Annotated in this window: 21 protein-coding genes; 9 read left to right on the top strand and 12 right to left on the bottom strand. The window is 71.6% G+C overall.

Annotation, left to right across the window (positions count from 1 at the left end; translation table 11 throughout):
- Positions 1–117 precede the first annotated feature (117 nt).
- The 4 genes from ABTY98_RS33145 to ABTY98_RS33130 are packed head-to-tail and all read left to right on the top strand — an operon-like array spanning position 118 to position 4,051.
- Positions 118–2,541, top strand: coding sequence for an ATP-binding protein (locus ABTY98_RS33145; RefSeq protein ID WP_352224765.1), 2,424 nt, complete (start codon positions 118–120; stop codon positions 2,539–2,541).
- Entirely contained in the window at positions 2,538–3,017 is a 480-nt protein-coding gene (locus ABTY98_RS33140) for a roadblock/LC7 domain-containing protein (protein ID WP_352224764.1), read from the top strand. Before ABTY98_RS33145 ends, ABTY98_RS33140 begins: the two co-directional genes overlap by 4 nt.
- A gap of 34 nt (positions 3,018–3,051) precedes the next feature.
- Complete coding sequence (locus ABTY98_RS33135) at positions 3,052–3,468, top strand: DUF742 domain-containing protein (protein WP_352224763.1); 417 nt, start codon at positions 3,052–3,054, stop codon at positions 3,466–3,468.
- The gene (locus ABTY98_RS33130; protein ID WP_352224762.1) at positions 3,455–4,051 is read left to right on the top strand and encodes a GTP-binding protein; all 597 of its coding nucleotides are present in this window, start codon (positions 3,455–3,457) and stop codon (positions 4,049–4,051) included. The genes ABTY98_RS33135 and ABTY98_RS33130 overlap by 14 nt, the downstream gene beginning before the upstream one ends.
- Positions 4,052–4,149: 98 nt before the next feature.
- On the opposite strand, the gene ABTY98_RS33125 is transcribed toward ABTY98_RS33130, so the two are convergent.
- Genes ABTY98_RS33125 through ABTY98_RS33115 form a run of 3 tightly spaced genes read right to left on the bottom strand, consistent with a single transcriptional unit; the run spans position 4,150 to position 6,589 of the window.
- Positions 4,150–4,815 carry an ABC transporter permease gene (locus ABTY98_RS33125; protein WP_352224761.1) on the bottom strand — a complete coding sequence of 222 codons (666 nt, stop codon included), beginning with the start codon at positions 4,813–4,815 and terminating at the stop codon, positions 4,150–4,152.
- Positions 4,812–5,462, bottom strand: a complete 651-nt coding sequence (locus tag ABTY98_RS33120) for an ABC transporter permease (RefSeq protein ID WP_352224760.1) — start codon at positions 5,460–5,462, stop codon at positions 4,812–4,814. Before ABTY98_RS33120 ends, ABTY98_RS33125 begins: the two co-directional genes overlap by 4 nt.
- Positions 5,459–6,589: an ABC transporter ATP-binding protein gene (locus ABTY98_RS33115; protein ID WP_352224759.1), complete on the bottom strand. Its 1,131-nt coding sequence runs from the start codon at positions 6,587–6,589 to the stop codon at positions 5,459–5,461. Before ABTY98_RS33115 ends, ABTY98_RS33120 begins: the two co-directional genes overlap by 4 nt.
- 401 nt (positions 6,590–6,990) lie before the next feature.
- Between ABTY98_RS33115 and ABTY98_RS33110 the strand changes: the two genes are divergently transcribed.
- Positions 6,991–7,584, top strand: coding sequence for a glycosyltransferase family protein (locus ABTY98_RS33110; protein WP_352224758.1), 594 nt, complete (start codon positions 6,991–6,993; stop codon positions 7,582–7,584).
- A 67-nt stretch (positions 7,585–7,651) separates the two neighbouring features.
- Here ABTY98_RS33110 and ABTY98_RS33105 read toward each other — a convergent pair whose 3' ends face one another.
- From ABTY98_RS33105 to ABTY98_RS33095, 3 genes are read right to left on the bottom strand one after another with little or no spacing between them, the layout of a single operon-like run.
- A complete protein-coding gene (locus tag ABTY98_RS33105) occupies positions 7,652–8,371 on the bottom strand; it encodes an FAD:protein FMN transferase (protein WP_502994415.1) in 720 nt (239 codons plus the stop codon).
- A 30-nt stretch (positions 8,372–8,401) separates the two neighbouring features.
- Positions 8,402–9,088: an FMN-binding protein gene (locus tag ABTY98_RS33100; RefSeq protein ID WP_352224757.1), complete on the bottom strand. Its 687-nt coding sequence runs from the start codon at positions 9,086–9,088 to the stop codon at positions 8,402–8,404.
- A gap of 10 nt (positions 9,089–9,098) precedes the next feature.
- The gene (locus ABTY98_RS33095; RefSeq protein ID WP_352224756.1) at positions 9,099–10,436 is read right to left on the bottom strand and encodes a ferredoxin reductase family protein; all 1,338 of its coding nucleotides are present in this window, start codon (positions 10,434–10,436) and stop codon (positions 9,099–9,101) included.
- Positions 10,437–10,587: 151 nt separating this feature from the next.
- On the opposite strand from ABTY98_RS33095, the gene ABTY98_RS33090 reads away from it, so the two are divergent.
- Entirely contained in the window at positions 10,588–11,283 is a 696-nt protein-coding gene (locus tag ABTY98_RS33090) for a response regulator transcription factor (RefSeq protein WP_352224755.1), read from the top strand.
- A complete protein-coding gene (locus tag ABTY98_RS33085) occupies positions 11,280–12,725 on the top strand; it encodes a sensor histidine kinase (protein ID WP_352224754.1) in 1,446 nt (481 codons plus the stop codon). Before ABTY98_RS33090 ends, ABTY98_RS33085 begins: the two co-directional genes overlap by 4 nt.
- 32 nt (positions 12,726–12,757) lie before the next feature.
- Here the strand turns inward: ABTY98_RS33085 and ABTY98_RS33080 are convergent, their stop codons facing one another.
- Complete coding sequence (locus ABTY98_RS33080; RefSeq protein ID WP_352224753.1) at positions 12,758–13,945, bottom strand: PP2C family protein-serine/threonine phosphatase; 1,188 nt, start codon at positions 13,943–13,945, stop codon at positions 12,758–12,760.
- A 331-nt stretch (positions 13,946–14,276) separates the two neighbouring features.
- Positions 14,277–15,881 (bottom strand): MFS transporter, encoded by a 1,605-nt coding sequence (locus tag ABTY98_RS33075; protein WP_352224752.1) that lies wholly within the window; start codon positions 15,879–15,881, stop codon positions 14,277–14,279.
- Positions 15,882–16,159: 278 nt separating this feature from the next.
- Between ABTY98_RS33075 and ABTY98_RS33070 the strand changes: the two genes are divergently transcribed.
- Positions 16,160–16,990, top strand: coding sequence for an MFS transporter (locus ABTY98_RS33070; RefSeq protein WP_502994409.1), 831 nt, complete (start codon positions 16,160–16,162; stop codon positions 16,988–16,990).
- Between the two features lie 37 nt (positions 16,991–17,027).
- Here the strand turns inward: ABTY98_RS33070 and msrB are convergent, their stop codons facing one another.
- The 4 genes from msrB to ABTY98_RS33050 all read right to left on the bottom strand — a co-directional run bounded on the left by msrB (position 17,028) and on the right by ABTY98_RS33050 (position 20,407).
- Complete coding sequence (gene msrB, locus ABTY98_RS33065; protein WP_352224751.1) at positions 17,028–17,435, bottom strand: peptide-methionine (R)-S-oxide reductase MsrB; 408 nt, start codon at positions 17,433–17,435, stop codon at positions 17,028–17,030.
- Between the two features lie 13 nt (positions 17,436–17,448).
- Entirely contained in the window at positions 17,449–18,837 is a 1,389-nt protein-coding gene (gene murC / locus ABTY98_RS33060; protein WP_352224750.1) for a UDP-N-acetylmuramate--L-alanine ligase, read from the bottom strand.
- Between the two features lie 102 nt (positions 18,838–18,939).
- On the bottom strand, positions 18,940–19,413 hold the full coding sequence (locus tag ABTY98_RS33055; RefSeq protein ID WP_352224749.1) for an indole-3-glycerol phosphate synthase: 474 nt from the start codon (positions 19,411–19,413) through the stop codon (positions 18,940–18,942).
- Between the two features lie 154 nt (positions 19,414–19,567).
- On the bottom strand, positions 19,568–20,407 hold the full coding sequence (locus tag ABTY98_RS33050; protein ID WP_352224748.1) for a pyrimidine reductase family protein: 840 nt from the start codon (positions 20,405–20,407) through the stop codon (positions 19,568–19,570).
- 37 nt (positions 20,408–20,444) lie between these two features.
- Between ABTY98_RS33050 and zapE the strand changes: the two genes are divergently transcribed.
- Positions 20,445–21,551 carry a cell division protein ZapE gene (zapE, locus tag ABTY98_RS33045; protein ID WP_352224747.1) on the top strand — a complete coding sequence of 369 codons (1,107 nt, stop codon included), beginning with the start codon at positions 20,445–20,447 and terminating at the stop codon, positions 21,549–21,551.
- The last annotated feature ends 50 nt before the right edge of the window (positions 21,552–21,601 follow it).

The following is a 21,601-nucleotide window of genomic DNA, read 5'->3' as shown; positions in this document are numbered from 1 at the left end:
CACGGCAGTTGATATCGGTCACAGCGGTGCACGGGGCCCGCTACTCGGTGTCGTTCCGCACAGCTCGGGGTGAAGACGCCCCCCCCACAGACGAGACACCCTCATGAAGGAGGCCCGGTGTCCACGAACCAGGTGGACGCGCCCGTCCGGCCCGCCCCGGCGCGGGGCGGGATTCGGGGTTTCGCCGACCGTTGGCCCTTCCGGCGCAAGCTCAACCTGCTGGTCGGTGTGCCGCTCGCCGTCATCGCCGTACTGCTGGCCTATGTCTTCACCGACCTGGTGCAGCAGTCCAACAGCGCAGGCGACGCGGCGCAGCTGGTCCGGGACAGCACCCAGGTTGCACGGCTGGTGGACAAGGTCGAGGCGGAGCACCAGCAGGCGATCCTGCTCTCCGCTCGGTACGAGTCCGGGTACTCCACTCCCTCGGCGGCCGCCTACCGCGCGGCCCAGGCAGCGGTGACCGCCCAGGTCCGGACGGTCCGTGACACCTTCGGCGACCGGCTGCCGGACACCGAGACGGCCGCCCTGCGGCAGGTCGAGGGCCTGTCCAGCCTGCGCGAGTCCGTCGAGCAGTCGTACCTTCCGGCGGACAACATCGACCCGGCGTACGGCAACGCGGCCAACGACCTGATCGACGGTCTCGGTCTGGACCGCGACGCCGACCTTGCCGCCACCTTCACCGGCAACCTGCTGGATTCGCTGCTGCGCGCGGACGCCGCCCACGGCGCCTTCGAGACCAACGTGCTCGCGGCCACCACCGGGGACACCAACGCGCTGATCGAGTTCACCAACGCGGTCGGCGCCTACGACCTCTACCAGCACCAGGCCGACCGCTTCGCCCGGTTCGCCACCGAGGGGCAGGCCGCCCAGCTGGCCTCCGTCGAACACACCAAGGTACAGGGCAGGATCGCGGAGTCCTACGCCGAGCTGCAGATCGACCCGAGCAGGCTGGACGCCGGCAGCCAGGACGACATCCGCAGGGCGGTCAAGGACGCGCTGACCGACTACCCGGACTATCTCAACCAGGCCACCGCCCGGCTGAACATCACCGCCTCGCTGATCGGCCAGATCGCCGACCGGGCCGACGCCTCCGCCGACTCGGCCAGGTGGCGCGCCATCTACCTGCTGACCGGCACCCTGCTCGGCTTCGTCCTGTGGATCGCCCTCGCCGCGCTGGTGCGCCGCTCGGTGATCCGCCCGGTGCAGGCGCTGACCGGGGTCGCGCACGAGGTCGCCGAGGTGGCGGGCCGCGAACTCGCCCGGGTCGCCGACGACGACGCCGAGGACGCGGGCCCGCCCCGGCTGCGGGACATGCCGGTCACCGCCCGCGACGAGATCGGTGACCTGGCCGAGGCGTTCAACCAGGTGCAGAACACGGCCGCGGCCCTGCTCGAACGCCAGGTGCTCAGCCGCCGCAACACCGCCGAGATGTTCGGCAACGTCGGCCGCCGCGTCAGCAACCTGACCACCCGTCAGTTGGCCTTCATCGACGCGGTGGAGCGCGCCGAGACCGACCCGGCCCTCCTCGAACGCCTCTACTCGATCGACCACATCGCCGTCCGCCTGCGCCGCAACGCCGACAGCCTGATGCTGCTGGCCGGCATCCGTGAGACCGTGCTGGCCTCCGGGCCCACCCCGATATCCAACGTGGTCCGGGCCGCGCTCGGCCAGATCGAGGGCTATCAGCGGGTACGGCTGTACGCCGGCACGGACGCCATGATCGAGCCGGACATCATCGGCGACCTCACCCTGATGGTGGCCGAACTCCTGGAGAACGCGGTGTCGTTCTCGCCGGAGGGCAGCCCCGTCGAGGTGACCGTCCGCTCCGGCGACGACGGGGCGCACATCGTTGTCACCGACCACGGCCTGGGTATGAGCGCCGAGCGGCTGGCCGAGGAGAACGCCCGGCTGATCCGCCGTGAGCGCCTCGACCTGATGCCGACCAAGGTGCTCGGCCTCTTCGTGGTGGGTGCGCTGGCCCGGCGCTGGGAGATCGGCGTCGAGCTGACCCGGACCCCGGGCGGCGGTGTCACCGCCGAAGTGACGCTGCCCTCACGGCTGTTGCTGACGATGAGCGCGCTGGCCGACACCCCACCCGCCGTGGAACCGACGGCACCGGCCGAGCCGACCGGGCCGACCCCCGCCGCCTCGATCCCGGCCGCCGCCGAGCCCGACAGTCCGCTCCCCCGCCGGGTGCCGCGCCGCGAGCCGTCCGCCGAGGCGGCGACCGCCCCGGCCCCGCTGATCCCGGCCGCCCGCTCCGGCGAACCCCCCGCCGACTCGGCCGACGGGCCGCGCCCGCTGCGCCGCCGGGTACGCGGCGCGACCCTCCGTACCACCGTCGGCGCCGCCCAGACCCTCGCCCAGGCACCGCGCAGCCGTGACGCCGACGCCGAGCGGGACGCGCTGGAGGAGTTCGAGGCGGCGGTGGAGCGCGCCCGGCGCGAGAGCGACACCGGAAGCCATGAGCGGCCCGCGCCGCCCCCAGAGACCAACCCGCCGCACCACGAGATCCACCTTCCGGAAGGAGCCGAGCAGTGAGCACGTCGACAGGTGACACCCCGACGGGCGGCGCCGCCACGCCGACCGACCTGCAGGCGGCCGCAGCCGACTTCACCTGGCTGCTGAACCGCTTCGCGACCGAGACCGCCGGCGTGGTGGACGCGATCGCCGTGTCCTCCGACGGTCTGCTGATCGCGGTGTCGGAGCTGCGTGAGCGCGCGCACTCCGAGCGACTCGCCGCGATCGTCTCCGGCATCACCAGCCTGGCCGCCGGCGCGTCCGGCAACTACGGCCTGGGCGGCCTCAACAAGGTCATCATCGACCTGGAGGGCGGCCATGTCATCGTCTCCGCGATCGGCAGCGGCGCCGTGCTCGGCGTGGTCGCCGACAAGGAGGCCAAGCTCGGCAACATCGCCTACGAGATGACCCTGTTCGCCAACCGGGCCGGTGCGGCGCTCAGCCCGCAGCTGGTTCTGGAACTGAAGAACAGCGTCGGCGTCCCACAGACGCGCTGACCGGCGGCGCCGGTCGAGAGAGGAAGACACAGCCATGGCGGACGGCTTTCCGCCCCCGGGCCCGGACCCGGTCGGCCCCGCGCCCGCCGTACGGCCGTTCCTGGTCACCGCCGGCCGGGTGGCGGACAGCGCCTCCGGACCGGCGATGCCCGTCGAGACCCAGGTGGTGGCCACCACGGCCGGGCTCGCCGCGCTCGCCCGGCTCTCCTTCGAGCGGCACGACATCGTCGCCGCGTGCCGGATTCCGCAGTCGCTCGCGGAACTGGCTGCCCGGCTGCGGCTGCACCTGAACGTGGTCCGGGTGCTGGCCGAGGACCTGCGCGAGGCCGGGCAGCTGTCCGTGCATGTGCCCGACTTCGAGGCCACCCACGACTCGTCCGTCCTGCGCAGGGTTATCGATGGCCTGCGGGCCATCCCAGACTCCCGAGGGGTACTCCGTGACACCGACTGACTCGCTGACCCGGGGGACCGGGCGTACGGCCGTGCGGCCGCCGCTGCCGGTGAAGATGGTCATCGCGGGCGGTTTCGGCGTGGGCAAGACCACCGCCGTCGGCTCGATCTCGGAGATCGAGCCACTGACCACCGAGGCGTCGATCACCGAGGTCGCGGCGGGTGTGGACGACCTCACGCACACCCCGCGCAAGACCACCACCACGGTGGCGATGGACTTCGGCTGCATCACCATCGACCCGACCCTGAAGCTGTATCTGTTCGGCACACCCGGGCAGGAACGGTTCGGCTTCATGTGGGACGACATCGTCGAGGGTGCGCTCGGCGGGCTCGTGATCGTGGACACGCGGCGGCTCGACGACTGCTATGCGGCGGTCGACTACTTCGAGCACCGGGGGATTCCGTTCGCCATCGCCATCAACGCGTTCGACGGACATGTCGAGCACACGCTGGACGAGGTGCGGTGGGCGCTGGATGTCGCCGACGGGACTCCACTGGTCGTCTTTGATGCGCGTGAACGGGGTTCTGTTCGGGATGCGCTGCTCGTTGTCCTGGAACTGGCGCTGAATCGCGCCGAGGGGTAGTTCGGCTGTGTGGGAACTGCGGCCCGCCGCGTGGGGCTGGTCGCGCCCACGCGGCGGTAGCCGCATGTTTGATACAGCCCCGCGCCCCTGACGGGGCGCTATCCCCTCCGTACTCCGGGAGAGACCGTCAGTCGGGCCATCGCCCAGAAGATGCCCAGCGTGGCCAGGGCCATCGCCGCCACCAGGGTCGCGCCGCCTACCACCTTCTCGTAGTTCTTCTGGTAGAGGCCGTCGATGATGTAGCGGCCCACGCCACCCAAGCTGACGTACGCCGCGATGGTCGCCGTCGAGACGATCTGGATGGCCGCCGAGCGCAGGCCGCTGAGGATCAGCGGGAGGGCCACCGGGAGTTCGACCTGGAAGAGGACGCGTGACTCCGGCATGCCCATGCCCCGCGCGGCGTCCACCGGGGAGGGGTCGACCGAGCGCATCGCCTCGTACGTAGTGACCAGGATCGGCGGTACGGCGAGGATCACCAGGGGGATCATCACCGGCAGCATGCCGAAGCCGAGCCAGATGAACATCAGGACCAGCAGGCCGAAGCTGGGCAGGGCCCGGCCGGCCGTGGCGATCAGCGCGAGGGTGTTGCCGCCACGGCCGTAGTGCCCGGTGACCAGGCCGATGGGCAGACCGATGACGGCCGCGTAGGCGAGCGCTTCCAGCGAGTACTGGATGTGCTCCCACACCCGGGTGGGGATGCCGTCGTAGCCGTGCCAGTGGGAGCTGTCGCTGAAGAAGGCGTGGATGAAGTTGAGGACGTTCACCGAGTGCTCTCCTTCGGCATCCAGGGCGTCAGCACACGGCGTACGAGGACGAGGACGGCGTCGGCCAGGATGGCCAGCACGGCGGTGGTCACGACCGAGTTCACCGCCAGTTCGGGGCGGTGGTAGGTGTTCGCGTCGTTGAGCAGGTTGCCGAGCGCGCCCTGGTTGCCGATCAGCATGCCGACGCTGACCAGGGAGATGCTGGAGACGGTGGCCACCCGCAGGCCCGCGAGGATCGCGGGGACGGCGATCGGCAACTGCACCTGGAAGTAACGGCGTACGGGGCCGAGGCCCATCGCGGTGGCGGCGGCGAGGGTCTCCGCCGGGACCGAGCGGACGCCGTCCACGATGGCCGGGACCAGGACCACCAGGCTGTACACCGCGAGCGGGATCATCACGGTCGTCTCGGTCTGGCCGGTGTAGTCGATGAGGACGACGAAGAAGGCCAGGGACGGGATGGCGTAGAGGATCGTGGTCACGCCCAGGACCGGCGGGTACAGCCAGCGGAAGCGCACACAGAGCTGGGCGATCGGGAGCGACACCAGCAGTCCGGCCACCACCGGGATGAGGGCCTCGCGCAGATGGAGGCCGATCAGCCCGAAGTAGGTGTTCTGGAGGTCGCTGGGGATGTCGAAGAAGCCGCTCATCCCCCGACCTTCGTGTCGTCGCGGCCCTCGGCGTGGGCGGTGCGGATCGCGGCGCCGATGGCCTGCTGGGAGACGACGCCGACCGCGCGTCCCTCGCCGTCCACGGCCACCGCCCAGCCGGTCGGCGAGAGCACGGACCCGTCGAGGGCCGCGCGCAGCGAGTCCCTGCCGGGCATGAACGGCCGCCCGTACGCCAGCAGCCGCTCCGGGTCGATCGAGCCGGCGGTGAGATCGCGCGGCTCGCCCCAGCCAAGAGGCCTGCCGTCGAGGTCCGTTACGAGGAGATAGGGGGCGTCCGTCGAGGTGCGGGCGCCGAGCTTGGTGGCGTCGGCGTCGACCGGGACGATCGGGGCGGTCTGCAACGCGAGGTCCGCGGACGGAAAGAAGGACAGCCGGCGGATGCCCCGGTCGGCGCCGAGGAAGTCCTCGACGAAGGCGTCGGCCGGGTCGGTGAGCAGTTCGGCGGGCGGGGCGAACTGGGCGAGGTGGCCGCCGGTACGCATCACGGCGACCATCGTGCCGAGCTTGATCGCCTCGTCGATGTCGTGCGTGACGAAGACGATGGTCTTGCCCAACTCATCCTGGATGCGAAGAAGTTCGTCCTGGAGACCCTTGCGGACCACGGGGTCGACGGCGGAGAACGGCTCGTCCATCAGCAGCACGGGAGGGTCGGCGGCGAGCGCCCGGGCCACGCCGACGCGCTGCTGCTGACCGCCGGAGAGCTGGTACGGGTAGCGCTTGGCGAGCGCGGAGTCGAGCCCCACCCGCTCCATCAGCTCGGCCGCCCGCAGCCGCGCCCTCTGCTTGCTCCAACCGAGCAGCCGGGGCACGGTGGCGATGTTGTCGATGATCGTGCGGTGCTGGAAGAGACCGGCGTTCTGGATGACGTAACCCATCGACCGGCGCAGGGTGTTGACCGGCTGCGCCTGGATGTCCGCACCGTCCAGGAGGATACGGCCCTCACTGGGCTCGATCATCCGGTTGATCATCCGCAGGGTCGTCGTCTTGCCGCAGCCCGAGGGCCCGACGAAGACGGTGATCGAGCGATCCGGTATCTCCAGGGAGAGCCGGTCGACGGCGACCGTACCGTCCGGGTATCGCTTGGTGACTGAATCTATCCGTATCAAAACGCCGAATGCCCTTCGGGTTTGGCTGAGGCTGCCCGGTTATCGACCACGGTCGCCGTGGCGCAGGCCGTTGCGGGGAGAGTCTAGACCGCGAGTGTTTCAGCACTTTGGCGGCTGAGCGGTCGTCTTCGGTCTGTGACCTACAGGCCGCCGCCGGGCCCGCCCCTGGGTGTTCCACCGGCGTCCTCTGTGCGGAAGCTGTGAGTTCCCTGATTCTCATTCTTCGCTCAGTGAAGCCTCACGGCCGCCCCAGAGAGCGCCCCGATCGCCATGGTCATGAACGAAACGAACGCGGGAGGCGTCCGGCGCCGGTCGGTCGAGATCGTGGGGCCGGTCCACAACGCCCGTTCCCGTTCCGCATCACGATCGCGGACAACGCGAGCACCGACGCCACCTGGGCGGTGGCGACCGACCTGACCCTGCGCCTGCCGCACGTCCACGCACGGCGGCTGGAGCAGAAGGGCCGGGGCCGCGCCCTGAAGCACGTGTGGAGCAGGTCCACGGCCGATGTCGTCGCCTACATGGACGTCGGCCTGTCGACCGGGCTCGAAGGCTTCCTGCCGCTGGTCGCCCCGCTGCTCTCCGGGCGGGGGATGGGCGGCGGCGGCCGGCGCCCGAGCGGCAGTGCGCCCAGCAGGAACGCCCCGAGCGGTTCCGGCAGCTCCAGCGGGCAGTCGATGGGGCAGCCCCCGTCCGACGGCAACTCCTCTTCGAGCGAGGGCACTTCGTCCTCGTCGAAGACCGGCGCCGGTCAGACGGGCGGCGGCACAGGCGGTGAAACCCAGGTCGGCTCCGCGATGATCACGTACCTCAAGAAGCACCAGGACGGGGCCACTTGGCTGGTCGCGGTGGCCACCGACCAGACGGCCTCCGTGGTCAGCAGCAGCGGCGGCCGGGGCACCGACTCGGAGATCGCAACCTGGGTGAAGAAGCACGGCACTGCGGTGAGCGCCTACAGCGGCCTGTACCGCCTGGACGCCTCCGACGTCAGCTGAGCCGGTCGGCAGAGCAGAGAGGGGCGGGCCACCGGGAGATCCCGGCGGCCCGCCCCTCTCTCCTTGCTCACGCGGTCGCCGACGGCTCCCCCGCGACCGGCAAGCCCGCCGTCCGCAGCACCTGCCGTCCGGCGTCCACGGCGAACACCTCGCAACCCGGCCGCGAAGCCGCCCACCCGACGCCCTCGGCACCCATCGCGAACGCGGCCGTGGCCACGGAGTCCGCCTCGGTCAGCGACGAGGCGACGACCGTGAGGCTGAGCAGCCCGGTCGCCGGACGTCCCGTACGGCCGTCGATGATGTGGTCGCCGCGCTCGTAGCGGGCGGACGTGGCGACCGCCCCGTCGGTGAGTTCGAGGACGGTGCACAGCTGGTCGGCGTGCTCGGGGTGCCGTACGCCCACGCGCCAGGGCCCGCCGGAGGCGACCACGTCACCGCCGGCGTTCAGCACGAACCGCTTCGCCCCGGCCGCCGACAGAAGGTCCGCCGCCCGCTGTACCGACCACCCCTTGACCACCGCGCACGGGTCGAGGCCCCGCCCCGGCAGCCGTACGTCGAACGCGCCACCGGTCGCCAGCCGGTACTCCTCGCACAGCGCGAGCACCTCGGCGAGGTCCGGGCTCACCTCGGTCTCGGAGAGTTCGCCCCGGTCGAGCCGGGAGACCTCGCTGTCCGGCCTGAGCGGGCTGAACCGCTCGTCGACCTCGCGCAGCCAGGCGAAGACGGCGTCCGCCGCGCTCTCCGGGACGTCCTCGTCGTCGACACGGAGCGAGACCGGGAAACCCATGACGTGTTCGACTCGGTGCACGGTCAACGCTCAGCCCTTCGCGTCGATCGCGGCCTGGAGTGACTCCCGGTAGCCGTCGCTGGTGATCGTCGCGCCGGACACGGTGTCGATGTCCGCGCTCTGCGCCTTCAGCGTCTCCGAGACCAGCACCGGCACAGCCGCCGTCGTCTGCGGATGGTCCGGCTGCTGGAGCAGTTTCACCGCGGAGATCTCGTCACCGGAGAAGGTCACCTGGACCTGCACGGGACCCTTCTCCGTGTTGACCGTCGAACCGGCGACCACCTGGGAGGTGGCGGTGGGAGAAGACGACGGCGAGGCCGACTTCTGGTTCTCGTCGATGGCCGCCTGGAGCGACTTCCTGTAAGCGTCGCTGGTGATGGTCGCGCCGGAGACCGTGTCGATGTCCGCGCTCTGCGCCTTCAGCGTTTCCGAGATGAGCACCGGCACAGCCGCCGTCGTCTGGGGGTGATTCGGCTGCTGGAGCATCTTGACAGCGGTGATCTTGTCGCCGTCGAAGGTCACCTGGACCTGGACGGGACCCTTCTCGGTGTTGAGGGTGGTGCCCTTGACGACCGTGCCCGAAGCGGTGGTCGAGGAAGCCGACGGTGTTGTGACGGACTCGGTGGAGGTCGTCGTACCCCCGATGGACGGCTCGTAGCGCCAGACGGGGATCAGGCCCGCGATGCTCAGGGCGACGACAGGTATGGCTCGCTTCACGGTGTCTCTCTCATCCCGCCAGGCTGAAACGCTCGAAGTGGATCTGCGCCTTGGGCACGCCCAGGTCTCCCAGGGTGCGCAGCACCGCGTTCATCATCGGGGGCGGTCCGCACAGGAAGACGTCCCGGTCGGCGATGTCCGGCACGAGCTGGATCAGCTCGCGCGCCGCCAGCTTGTCGGGCACCGGCGGGCCGGTGACCAGGTGCAGTTCGGCGCCCTTGGCGACGGCGAGGTCGCGCAGTTCGCCGTAGAGGACGGCGTCGCGGTCGCTGGAGACGCGGTAGATGACGATCGCGTGGCCTTCGATGTCCTCGAGGAGGGCGCGGATGGGGGTGACGCCGACGCCGCCCGCGATCAGCAGGGACTCGGTCCTGCGGCGGTGCAGGGTGGTGAAGGCGCCGTAGGGGCCCTCGGCGAAGACGCGGGTGCCGACCTTCAGGTGGCGCAGGGCGGCGCTGCCGTCGCCGGCGGCCTTGGCGGTCAGGCGCAGGGTGCGGCCGTCGGGGGCGGCGGAGAGGGAGAAGGGGTTCGCCTGCCACCAGCGGTCCTTCGTCAGGAACCGCCACAGGAAGAACTGGCCGGCCCGCGCGCCCAGCTTGTCCAGGTCGCGGCCGGTGACGTACACGGAGACGACGTTGTCGGACTCGGGGACGACCGCGGAGACCCGGAACTGGTGACGGTAGTTGCGCCGCAGGGGCAGGATCAGCCGGCCCAGGGCCACCGAGCCGAGCGCGACGCCCCACACCGCGTACCAGTACGCCGTCGCGGCGGACGACGAGGTGAACGTCGTACCGACCGCGACCTGGTGGCTGAACGCGAGCACCACGGCCACGTACGTGTACAGGTGGACGAAGTGCCAGGTCTCGTAGGCGAGACGGCGGCGGGCGTAGCGGGCCGAAACGGCGCCGACCACGAGGATGATGCCGAGGGCGACGACCGCGCGGAGCACGCCCTCGGTCGTCTCGGCGAGGTCGACGAGCTCGGTGACCGGGCCGACGCCCGCGCCGTCGGCGTAGCCGAAGCTGATGAAGACGGCGTGCGCGAGCAGCGTCCACAGCAGGGCGAAGCCGGTCCAACGGTGCCAGGAGGTCAGCCGGTCCATGCCGATCCTGCGGTCCAGCCAGGGCAGCCGGGCGACCAGCACCAGCTGGAAGGCCATGACGAGGGCGCCGTAGAGGCCGAAGAAGCGGCCGATGACGATCAGGGCGTTGGAGGCGAAGCCCGCCTGGGCGAAGAAGTAGGCGACCACGGCCGCGTTGGCGGCGAGCACGGCGTACAGGCCCGTGCGGGCCGCCACCCTGGGGCGTATCGCCGTGGGGGGCGCAGGGGGCGATTGGACGGTCGTCACAGGTCGGCAGCTCCTTGATCGGGTCCTGGGAGTCGAGCTTCACCCGTGGCTGCTGTCGTTTTCCTGTCGGACGACTTTCAACTGGTTATCGATGTGTTTTCTGTGTGAGCACGGGTCTGGCGTCCGCTGCCGAGTGCCGCAGTATGAGCGGGTGGAAAAAGTACGACTCCTCGTCGTGGACGACGACCCGCCGATCGCCGACCTGGTCGCGACGGTCGCACGGTACGAGGGCTGGGAGGCGGTCACCGCGTACTGCGGCGAGGACGCCCTGGCCCGGGCCGCCGAGTTCCGGCCGGACATCGTCGTGCTCGACCTGATGCTGCCGGACGTGGACGGCTTCGGTGTCCTGGACCGGCTGCGGCACTCCGGGACGATGGTGCCGGTGGTGTTCCTCACCGCGCGCGACGGGGTCGCCGACCGGGTCGCGGGGCTGACCCGGGGCGGGGACGACTACCTGGTCAAGCCGTTCGCGGTGGAGGAGCTGATGGCCCGGCTGCGCACGGTGCTGCGGCGCAGCGCGGGGCCCGGCTTCCAGCGCTCGGTCCTCCAGGTGGCCGACCTGACGATGGACGAGGACACCCGTGAGGTCCGGCGCGGCGAGCGGCTGCTCTCGCTGACTCCCACCGAGTTCGAGGTGCTGCGCTATCTGATGCGCAAGTCACCGACCGTGCTCACCAAGGCGCAGATCCTGGACCATGTGTGGGAGTACGGCTTCGGCGGCCGCTCGAACGTGGTGGAGCTGGTGGTCAGCCGGCTGCGCCGCAAGCTGGACGAGGCCGGCGGGGAACCGCTGATCCACACCGTGCGCGGTTTCGGGTACGTCATACGGCGGCAGGCCGCGGAGTGACCGGCCGGCTGTGGCGCTCGTACCGGAGCATGCGCCTGGGCACCCGGCTGGCACTGGGGCTCGGGGCGCTGGCCCTGGTGGTGTTCGCGGTGGTCGGCACGGCCCTGACCACCTACATGAAGGACTACCTGTCTGCCCAGCTGGACGATCAGCTCGGGCTCGCCCAGGTCGCCCAGTCGAAGAGCATCGCGCAGAACGGCACCCTGCAGGGCAAGAAGTACTACCGCTGGTACTACGCCGTGTACGACGTCTCGCACGGCTCCCCGGTGCTGCGCAAGCCCGAGGAGACCACTGATCTGCCCAAGGACATCGGCGACCTCACCTCGGTGGCGAAGGCGCAGATCGCCGCGGGCACCGAGGTGCTGCGCACCAGGAACCTGACCGGGGAGGGCGAGTACCGGCTGCGCGGCTGCGAGGTGGAGCCGGGGGTGGTGCTGGTCAGCGGCGCGCCGATGGACAGCATCGACGACACGGTACGACAGCTGGTCACGGTCCAGGTGGTGGCCTTCGGGCTGGCGCTGCTGGCGCTGGTGGGTATCGGCCGGCGGTTGCTGCGGCACGGCCTTGAGCCGCTGAGCGACATGGCGCACACCGCCCATGGCATCGCCTCGCACAATCTGACGGAGTCGGCGGCCCGGCTGCCGCTGCGCGCGGCCAAGCGGGGCGGCGGCCCCGAGGTCGAGGAGCTGCGCACCGCGTTCAACACGATGCTCGAACACATCGACCGCTCCCTCGCCGTCCGCGCCGAGGCCGAACAGCGGCTGCGCCGCTTCGTCGCGGACGCCTCGCACGAGCTGCGCACCCCGCTGATGTCGGTGCGCGGCTACGCCGACCTCTTCCAGTACGCGGCCGCCAACGCCCCCGAGGAACGCGACAAGCACCTGGCCCGGCTGCGCGCCGAGGCGGCCCGGATGGGCATCCTCCTGGACGACCTGCTGCTGCTCGCCCGGCTGGACGCGGCCGAGATGGAGGCCCCGCTGCGGCTGGAGGACGCCGACCTGGCGGAGCTGGTGCGGGAGGCCGCGGACGCCTTCCGCGCGGCGCACTCCGACCATCCGCTGGCGGTGACCGTCGGCCCGGACCCGGTCCCGCTCCGACTGGACCCGGTCCGTGTCCGCCAGGTCCTGGACAACCTCCTCACCAACGCGGCCGTCCACACACCCGCCGGCACGCCGGTGTCGGTGACGGTCGCGGTGGCCCCCGACTCGGCGACGGTGAGCGTCACCGACCAGGGGCCCGGCATCCCGGCCGCCGACCGGGCCCGGGTCTTCGACCGCTTCTACCGCGTCGACAAGGCCCGCAGCCGCGACCGTGGCGGCAGCGGCCTCGGTCTGTCGGTGGCGCGGGCGCTGGTGGAGGCACACGGCGGGACCATCGGGCTGGACGACGGCGACGACGGCCCGGCGGGCACGACCGTGTTCACGCTGACCCTGCCCAGGTAGCGGCACAGTGGCGGCGACCATCTGGCTCACCGTCACGAGCCCGGCGTCCTCTCCTCCTCCGGCATGGGCGTGAAACCACCCTGACGGGGATGCGGGCGGACCGCCAGGACCGCGACGTCGTCCTCGGCGTTGCGGGCGTCGAGGCGGGTGAGGATGGACTCCAGGAGGGCGTCCACGCCGACGGCAGGGCTGAAGCGCAGGTCCGCGAGGCGGTTCAGGGAGCGGTCGATGTCCTCGCCTCGGTGTTCCACCAGACCGTCCGTGAAGAGGACGAGGGCCTGGTCGGGGTCGAGCTGGTGGGTGGCCGATTCGTAGCCCCCGAAGCCGGTGCCCAGAGGCGGGCCGACGGGGACCGGCAGGAGGGTGGTCCGGCCGTCCCCGGCGATCAGGGCGGGCGGGAGATGGCCGGCGCTGGCCATGGTGACCTGGCGGCGGCTCGGGTCGACGCGTACCAGCAGACAGGTGGCGGGTCTCCGGTCCGCCTCGTTGGCGGCGATGTCGTCCATCTGGCGCAGCACCCGGTGCGGGGGCAGCTCGGAGGAGGCGATGTAGCGCAGCAAGGACCGGTAGGCGTTCATGTCGACGGCGGCCTCGAGGCCGTGGCCCATCACATCGCCGACGACGAGCAGCGTGCGGCCGAAGTGCAGCCGTACCGTCTCGCACCAGTCGCCGCCGACCAGCACCCGGCCGCCGGCCGGGAGGTAGCGGATCGCCACGTCCAGGTTGGGGTGCGGCCGGCCGGGCTCGGACAGCAGGGCGCGTTGCAGGTCGCCGGCGGTGCGGTTGACGTGCTCGTACTCGCGGGCGTGCCGGATGTGGGAGGCGGCGCGTTCGGCGAGGAGGGCGAGCAGCTCGGCCTCCGCACGGACGAAGGCCATACCCTCGCGGGCGCAGACCAGAACGCCGTACTGGTCGGAGCCGCTGGTCAGGGGCACGCACACGGCCGGGCGGGTGCGGCTGCCGGCCGGGCGGGACAGCCAGGGGTCCACCCAGTGGTCGGCCGCCGGGGAGCCCACGTCCCGGGCCACCGCGGTGGCCCAGCGGGCGTCGGGCAGCAGATCGGCGTCGCCGGTGATCGACTCGTAGCCGGAGACGGTCTCGCCGACCCGCCGCATCACAGCCGATCCGCCGCCGGTCAGCCGTACCGCCGCCCGGGTCAGTTCCGTGCAGGTCGTGGACTCGTCGAGGGTGGTGCCGATGCCGGCCGCGGCCGTCCGCAACGCCCTGAAGGGCGCGGAGGGGTCGGCGCCCGCGGTAGGCCCGTCCGCTGACCCCGGGCCCTCGGCGGACGCGGGCCCCCTGCGGGACTGGAACCATCGCGCTACACCCGACACCCTCACAGAATGTCAAACAGCGCCGAAGGGGGCACCAGCCACTCGCGTCGCACGTCCCCCGGATGTGGTTCGCCGGGGCGGTGGGCGCTCCGGTCGTGGCGGACGACGGCCGTACGTACCCGCCCCCGGGCGTTCCCGGTGATCTCGTACACCGGTCACGGCCGAACGGCGGGCGCGGGCGGGCGGTGCCCCCGTGGAGCCACCGGTGGCGCCGGACTCAGGCCGCCGCGGGCCGCTTCCCGGACTCGATGCCGACCGTGGCCGCCTGCCCGCCCTTGCCGCCCAGGGCGATCACGCTGAGCAGGCAGCAGACGAGGGCTGCGATACCGCAGACGACGTAACCGACGGCGTAGCCGTTGCCGAGGACCTCCAGGGCGACGGGGGCCGCGCCGCCGGGCGGGGAGGAGGCGGGTACGGAGTTGACGGCGAGCGGGCCGCCCTCGGCCGCGACCTCGCCGGCCGCCGCCTTGACCTGGGAGCCGAGGCCGGAGCCGGCGAGCTTCCGGGTGAACTCGTCGGCGGCCCGGCTGAGCGCGATCGCCCCGATGACGGCGGGGCCGAGGGTGAATCCGAAGTCCCGCAGCAGGCTGGTCGAGGCGCTGGCCATGCCCGCGTAGTGGACCTCCACGGTGTTGACGGCGGTCGCAGTGATCGAGGAGACCGTGAGCGCGAACCCGATGCCGACCAGCCCGATGGGCAGGATCAGCGAAGTCAGGGCGCGGTCGTGGATCGACAGGGTGGCTGCGAGGAAGTCCCCGGCCGCCATCAGGGCCAGGCCCGCGCCCAGCACCCAGCGCGGGCTGACCTTCTCCAGGAGCCGGGAGATCAGCGGCAGCAACAGCAGGGTCCAGGCGTTGAGGAGGATGAACGCGAACGAGCCGCGCAGCGGGCTCTGGTGCTGGATCGGCCCTAGCCGGATGCTGGTCGCGTAGGCCGTGCCGAGGTAGCTGAACATCCCGACGACGGCGACGAACGAGGCGACCGCGAAGGCCCGGTTCCGGAAGAGGTCCAGGCGCAGCAGCGGGGAGGCGGCCCGGTTCTCGGCGGCGATGAACAGACCGAGGAAGACGGCCGCGGTCAGGTAGGCGACCACCACCGGGGTCGCGGTCCAGCCGTCCGAGGGGCCCTGGATCACCGCGTACAGCAGGGCGAACATGCCGATGCCGATGGTGATCTGGCCGGTGAGGTCGAGGGAGCGGCCCTCGGGCGCGCTGGAGTTCTGCGCGAGCAGCCGGCTGAGCAGCGTGCTGATCACGGCCAGTGCGGTGACCACGACGAAGGCCCAGCGCCAGGAGCCGTAATTGCCGGTGATGCCGCCGAGCACGGGCGCGACGAACCCGCCGCTGGACAGGGCGGCGGCCCAGATCGTGATCGTCCGGGCGCGGTCCCGTGCCGTGTGGGTCCCGGCGGCGATCACAGCGAGCGAGGTGGGGAACAGCGCGGCCGCGCCGAGACCGGCGACGGCCTGGCCGACCCAGAGCAGGTGGATGCCGGTGCTGGCGGCGGCCAGCGCCTCGCCGACGACGAGCAGCGCGCCGCCGCCGACCAGCAGCTGCTTGCGCCCGAAGAGGTCGCCGAGGACACCGAAGGTCAGCTCCAGCACCGTGACGGGCAGCAGGAACGCGTCCGAGATCCAGGTCAGCTGCGACCCGACGGGATGCAGGTCCTCCTGGAACAGCCCGTTCAGGGTGGCCGGCATGGCGAGGGCGATCTGCGCCAGACAGACCGCGAAGCAACCGGCGACGAGCGTACCGACGGGCAGCGGGCCGGAGGGGCTGCGAAGGGGGGTGGAGCCGGATTGCGAGCGCGTTTCAGTGGACACGTGTGCTCCCCTTTGAGCGGTCTTGCGGGAGATACGGCGGACCTGCCCGGATAGGTGGATGCGGCGGATACGCGGGGACGACGGCGTCGAGAACGCGATGAATGTAAGGCACTTTTTTCACGTCGGTCAATGGACTGCCCAATATCGATCTCGGGGACACACGAGAACACCCCGCGTCCCAGGAGGGAAGCGGAGTGCGGGGGAGGGCGACAGCCGGTCGCCGGCAGGCGCGAGGGGGTGTCAGCCCTCGACCGGCGTCCAGGCCGCGACTATCCGCCGTGACGGACGTCGCCGGCCGGCACCGCAAGCGGCTCGCGGCCCTGCTCGCCTCCTGCGCCATGGTCTCCGGCGCCGGCCTCGGCCCGCACCTCGCGGGCGTCCTGCCGGAGACCCTGCCCGGCCCCACCGTCACCGTCTTCATCGTGGAGATGGCGCTGCTCGCCACCGCGGTCCTCGCCGTGCCGCGCATGCCGGTGCGCCGCCCCGCCGCACCCGCCAAGGGCGCCTGGATCCGTGTCCCCGGCGTCCCGCACGGCAACGGGCGGCAACTCACCCTTGGCATCGCCGTGTTCGCGCCCGGCATCACCGCGACGTCGTTCGTGCTCTCGCTCGGCCCTTCGCTCCTGTCCGGCCCGCTCGGCACCACCAGCCGGATCGTCGCCGGGGCCATGGCGTTCGCGATGTTCCTGGCCGCCACCGGAGTGCAGTTCGCCGTGCGGAAGCTGCCCCGGAGCACCATCCTGACCGCCGGGGCGATCAGCACCACGCTCAGCATGATCGCGCTCGCCACCGCCGTACACACCTCGTCGGTCCCCGTGCTGGTCGCCTCCGCGCTGCTGGCCGGCGCCGGCCAGGGCATGGGGCAGCTCGGCGGGCTCTCCCTGCTCGACCACGGCGTCCCGGCGCAGCGGCTCGCCGAGGCCAACGCCGCGCTCAACGTGGGCGGTTACGTCCCGGCGGGCCTGCTGCCGGTCTCGGCCGGCTACCTCAGTGACGCCATCGGGCTGACCGACGGCGCCACCGTGTTCGCCGTCGGCCTGATGAGCCTCGCCGTCATCGGCGGCCTGGTGGTCCTCGCCTCCCGGCGCCGGGTCGCCGAGCCGGCGTGAACGACGGCGACCAGCAGGGACTTCATCTCCCGCGACTTCAGCTCTCGTCGGCCGTCAGCCGCAGCGAGATCGAGTTGATGCAGTACCGCTGATCGGTCGGGGTCGCGTACCCCTCGCCCTCGAAGACGTGCCCGAGGTGCGAGCCGCACCGTGCGCACCGCACCTCGGTGCGCACCATCCCGTGCGCGCGGTCCTCGATCAGTTCGACCGCGTCGGTGTCCTTCGGGTCGTAGAAGGACGGCCAGCCGCAGTGGGACTCGAACTTCGTGGTGGAGGTGAACAGCTCGGCACCGCAGGCGCGACAGGAGTAGACGCCCTTGGTCTTGGTGTCGGTGTACTCACCGGTGAAGGCCGGCTCGGTCGCCGCCTGACGCAGCACGGCGTACTCGGCCGGGGTCAGCTCCGACCGCCACTGCTCGTCCGGCTTGTCGACGTCGTACGACATGACTCTCAGCCCCTTACTTCGCCAGGCGTTCCAGGATCCTCGGGCCCAGGTCGGTCACATCGCCCGCGCCCATGGTGAGAACCAGATCACCGGGCTTCGACATTCCCGCGATCACGGAGGGGACCTCGTCCTTGTCGTGCACGGCGGTGACGTCGGCGCCCGCGGCCCGCGCCGCCTCGATGATCAGCTCGCTGGTGACCCCGGGGATCGGGTCCTCGCGGGCCGGGTAGATGTCCAGGACCGCCGACGCGTCCGCGAGGGCCAGCGCGTCGCCCATCTCCTTGCCCAGCTCCTGGGTGCGGGAGAACAGGTGCGGCTGGAAGACGACCAGGATCCGGGCGTCCCCGGCGGCGGCACGCATGGCCTCCAGGTCGGCGGTCATCTCGGTGGGGTGATGGGCGTAGGAGTCGATCACCTGGACGCCGGCCGCCTCGCCCTTGAGCTGGAGGCGCCGCCTGACGCCCGTGTACGCGGCCAGCGCGGGCGCCAGCTCGGCGGCCGGGACCCCGAGGGCCACACCGGCGGCAAGCGCGGCGACGGCGTTGTGGGCGTAGTGCCGGCCGGGCACGGAGACCGTGAAGGTCAGCTCGGTCCCGTCCAGCACGACGGTGACCTCGCTCTTCAGTCCCTGCGGTACGACGGACAGCACCCGCACGTCGGCATCGGCGGCGTCGCCGTAGGTCACCGTCCGCACCTTCCCGGCCAGCCGCCGGGTCAGCTCGCGCGCGCCCTCCTGATCGGCGCTGATCACCAGCGTGCCGCCGGGCACGATCCGGCCGGCGAAGGCCTCGAAGGACTCGTAGATCTCGTCCATCGAGGCGTAGTTGGCGTGGTGGTCGAGCTCCACGTTGAGGACGATGGCGACCTCGGGCGCGTACTTGTGGAAGCTGCGGTCCGATTCGTCCGCCTCGGCGACGAAGATCTCGCCCTCGCCGTGCAGGGCGTTGGAGCCGGGGGCGTCCAGGTCGCCGCCGATGGCGTACGACGGCTCGCGGCCCAGCTCGGTGAGCGAGACGGCCAGCATCGAGGTGGTCGTGGTCTTGCCGTGGGTGCCGGCGACGGCGATCGGCCGCAGGCCGTCCATCAGGGCGGCGAGGGCGTCCGAGCGGTGCACCACGGGGATGCCCAGCTCTGCCGCGCGCGCCAGCTCGGGGTTGTCCTTGCGGATCGCCGACGACACGACGACACAGCTGGCGTCGTCGGCGAGGTGCCCGGCCGCGTGCCCGATGTGCACGGTGACGCCGAGCGCCCGCAGCGCCTCGGCGGTGGCCGACTCCCTGGCGTCGCTCCCGGCCACCTCGGCTCCGCGCTGGGCGAGGATCTTGGCGATCCCCGACATCCCGGCGCCGCCGATGCCGATGAAGTGCGGTCGGTCCATGGCGGAAGGAAGGCCGGGTGCCATGCGCTGTTCTCCCCAGGTGTGGTGCGGCGGTGAGCTGGCCCCCCTGAGGGGGCGCGCCCAAGCCTATGCCGTGGGTTCAGCAATCGCTGACAGGCGGCTTCGTCACGCCTTGCTGTGCGAGAACAGCTTCAGCACCGGCACCCCCACCTTGTGCCGCGCCCGAGACGCCCAGTCCCGGTGGAAGAACTCCTCCACATAGTGCGGATCGGTCAGCACGATCACCTCGTCCGCCCCTACCTCCTCGACGATCGCCTTCAGCGCGTCCAGCGGATGGTCCTCGACCATCCGCCCCTCCGCCGAGCTCGCCGCCGCCCGCAGTGCCGTCAGGGACACGTCCAGTGCCTGCGCGGCCAACGCCTGCGCGGCATCCCCCTCCGGCGTCTCGCCCTCGCGAGCGGCTTCGTCCAGTTCGCCGAGCGCGATGTCGTCGATGGCCCGCAGCAGGCGGTCCGCCTGGTCGCCGCGCGGCTGGAGCAGCACGTGGAAGGAGACCTGCTCGTCCCCGTGCAAGGTGGTGACGAACTCCACGTCGGCGGACGTCAGGGCCTTCTCGATCATCAGAACGCTTGTGAACACCAGGCGCCTCTTCTCCTGAGAGGGCCACGTGGACCCTCTGTCCTCCCTGGGGCCTAGTAGCCCTGCGGAAACCATCCTGCCCCGTGATCGCACGGGTACTACCGGATTCAGTGTGCCCTTCGGAAGCCAAGCGGAACGGTAGATTCCGCTGAGTTCAGGACCGCTGGTAGCGACTGAACAGGAATCCGGCCTCCTCCAGCAAGGACACTAGTTCGAAACGCCTGGGCACGGTGACACCGGGTCCCCCGGAAATGCGCTGCGCTCCCCCCGCCGTGAGCAGCGGTGACATCGTCAGGCACAGCTCGTCGAGGACACCGGCGGCGACGAACTGGCCGAGCAGCCGGGGTCCGCCCTCGGTGAGCAGCCGGGTGTGGCCCAGGCCGGCGAGGGCGCTCACCGCGCGGGCGGGGTCGACGCCGACGCCGTCACCGGCGACCACCACCCGGGCGCCGGCCTTCTCGGCGGCGGCGACGCGGTCGGGGGCGGCGGCCGCGCCGGTGAGGATCAGAGTGGGGACGAGAGGCGAGGTGAACAGCGGCAGCGCGAAGTCGAGGTCCAGGCTTGCGGTGACCACGGCGACCGCGGGGGCCTCGCTCTGTCCCGCCGCCGCCCGGGCCCCGGCGAACTCCGCACGGGCGCGGGCCGGCCGGTACCCCTCCTGCCGTACCGTTTCCGCACCCACGACCACGACATCCGCGAGCGCCCGCAGGGTGCCGAAGATCCGCATGTCGGCCTCGCTGGAGATGGGCTGCGACCGCCCGTCGTGCTGGGCGGCGCCGTCGAGCGTGGACACCATGTTGGCCCGCAGCCAGACCTCCCGCCCGGCGGGATAGGCATAGGCGAGGGCAAGCTCGGCGAGGCTCCACTCCCGATCGGCGAATCCGGAACCGGCCGCACCGTCACCCGCCGCACCGCCCCCGAGTCCTTTCCCCTCGGCCGAACCGCCGGAGGCCCGGGCTGCTGTCTCTTCGGTCACAGGGAACAGGCGTCGCATGTCGTGCAGTGTGGCACGGCAACTAGCATGGGGAACCGTGTCCTCTTCTCCCGCCGCTTCCGAGGTCAGCCCGATAGCCGACGCGGCCCCGCTGTCCCTGTGCGCCCGCTCGCCGCACGTCCCCGCGGACCGGCTGGTCGCCGAGATGGTGCCGCCGCCCCGTTTCGACTCGGTCCGCTTCGCCACCTACATCCCGGACCCGAACCAGCCCAGCCAGACCGAGGCCGTACGGGTCCTCGAAGGCTTCGCGGCCGGTCTCGGCGGGGCACACGCAGCGGCCGGCGGCAAGCGCGGCTTCTTCGGCTTCGGGAAGGCCAGGGCGCCGAGGACCCCGGCCGGGCCACGCGGCGTCTACCTCGACGGGGGGTACGGCGTCGGCAAGACCCACCTGCTCGCCTCCCTCTGGCACGCCACCCCGGCCGAGCCCGCACTGAAGGCGTTCGGCACCTTCGTGGAACTGACCAACCTGGTCGGAGCCCTCGGGTTCCAGCAGACCGTGCAGACCCTCTCCGGCCACCGTCTGCTGTGCATCGACGAGTTCGAACTGGACGACCCCGGCGACACCGTCCTGGTGTCGACGCTGCTGGGCCGGCTTGTCGACGCGGGTGTCGCGCTCGCCGCCACCTCCAACACCCTGCCGGGCAAGCTCGGCGAGGGCCGGTTCGCATCGGCCGACTTCCTGCGGGAGATCCAGGGCCTGTCGGCCCACTTCCGCGCCCTGCGCATCGACGGCGAGGACTACCGTCACCGCGGCCTGCCCGAGGCGCCGGCGCCGTTCTCCGAGGAGCAGGTGACCAAGGCGGCGTACGCGACGCCGGGCGCCGCGCTCGACGACTTCCCGCAGCTCCTGGACCACCTGGCCAAGGTGCACCCCAGCCGGTACGGCGCGCTGACCGACGGCGTGACGGCGGTCTGCCTCACCGATGTGCGGCCGGTGCCGGACCAGTCGACCGCGCTGCGGCTGGTGGTCCTCGCGGACCGGCTCTACGACCGTGAGGTCCCGGTCCTGGCCTCCGGACTGCCGTTCGACAGGCTGTTCAGCGAGGAGATGCTGAACGGCGGCTACCGGAAGAAGTACTTCCGCGCGATATCCCGGCTCACCGCCCTGGCCCGGGACGCCAAGGGGCTCGTCGCCGCCGACTAGCGTCCCTTATTCGATCAAGACCGCCAGATCAAGAGCCCGATCGAGCCACC

The organism is Streptomyces sp. NPDC096040, from assembly GCF_040303265.1.
Classification (GTDB): Bacteria; Actinomycetota; Actinomycetes; order Streptomycetales; family Streptomycetaceae; genus Streptomyces.
This window is presented reverse-complemented; position numbering and strand designations above follow the sequence as displayed.

Coding starts and splice junctions, on each gene's coding strand:
- ABTY98_RS33135 (WP_352224763.1), top strand. CDS start 3,052: ATGGCGGACGGCTTTCCGCCCCCGGGCCCGGACCCGGTCGGCCCCGCG.
- ABTY98_RS33120 (WP_352224760.1), bottom strand. CDS start 5,462: ATGAGCGGCTTCTTCGACATCCCCAGCGACCTCCAGAACACCTACTTC.
- ABTY98_RS33105 (WP_502994415.1), bottom strand. CDS start 8,371: ATGGGTTTCCCGGTCTCGCTCCGTGTCGACGACGAGGACGTCCCGGAG.
- msrB (WP_352224751.1), bottom strand. CDS start 17,435: ATGTCGTACGACGTCGACAAGCCGGACGAGCAGTGGCGGTCGGAGCTG.
- murC (WP_352224750.1), bottom strand. CDS start 18,837: ATGGCACCCGGCCTTCCTTCCGCCATGGACCGACCGCACTTCATCGGC.
- ABTY98_RS33050 (WP_352224748.1), bottom strand. CDS start 20,407: ATGCGACGCCTGTTCCCTGTGACCGAAGAGACAGCAGCCCGGGCCTCC.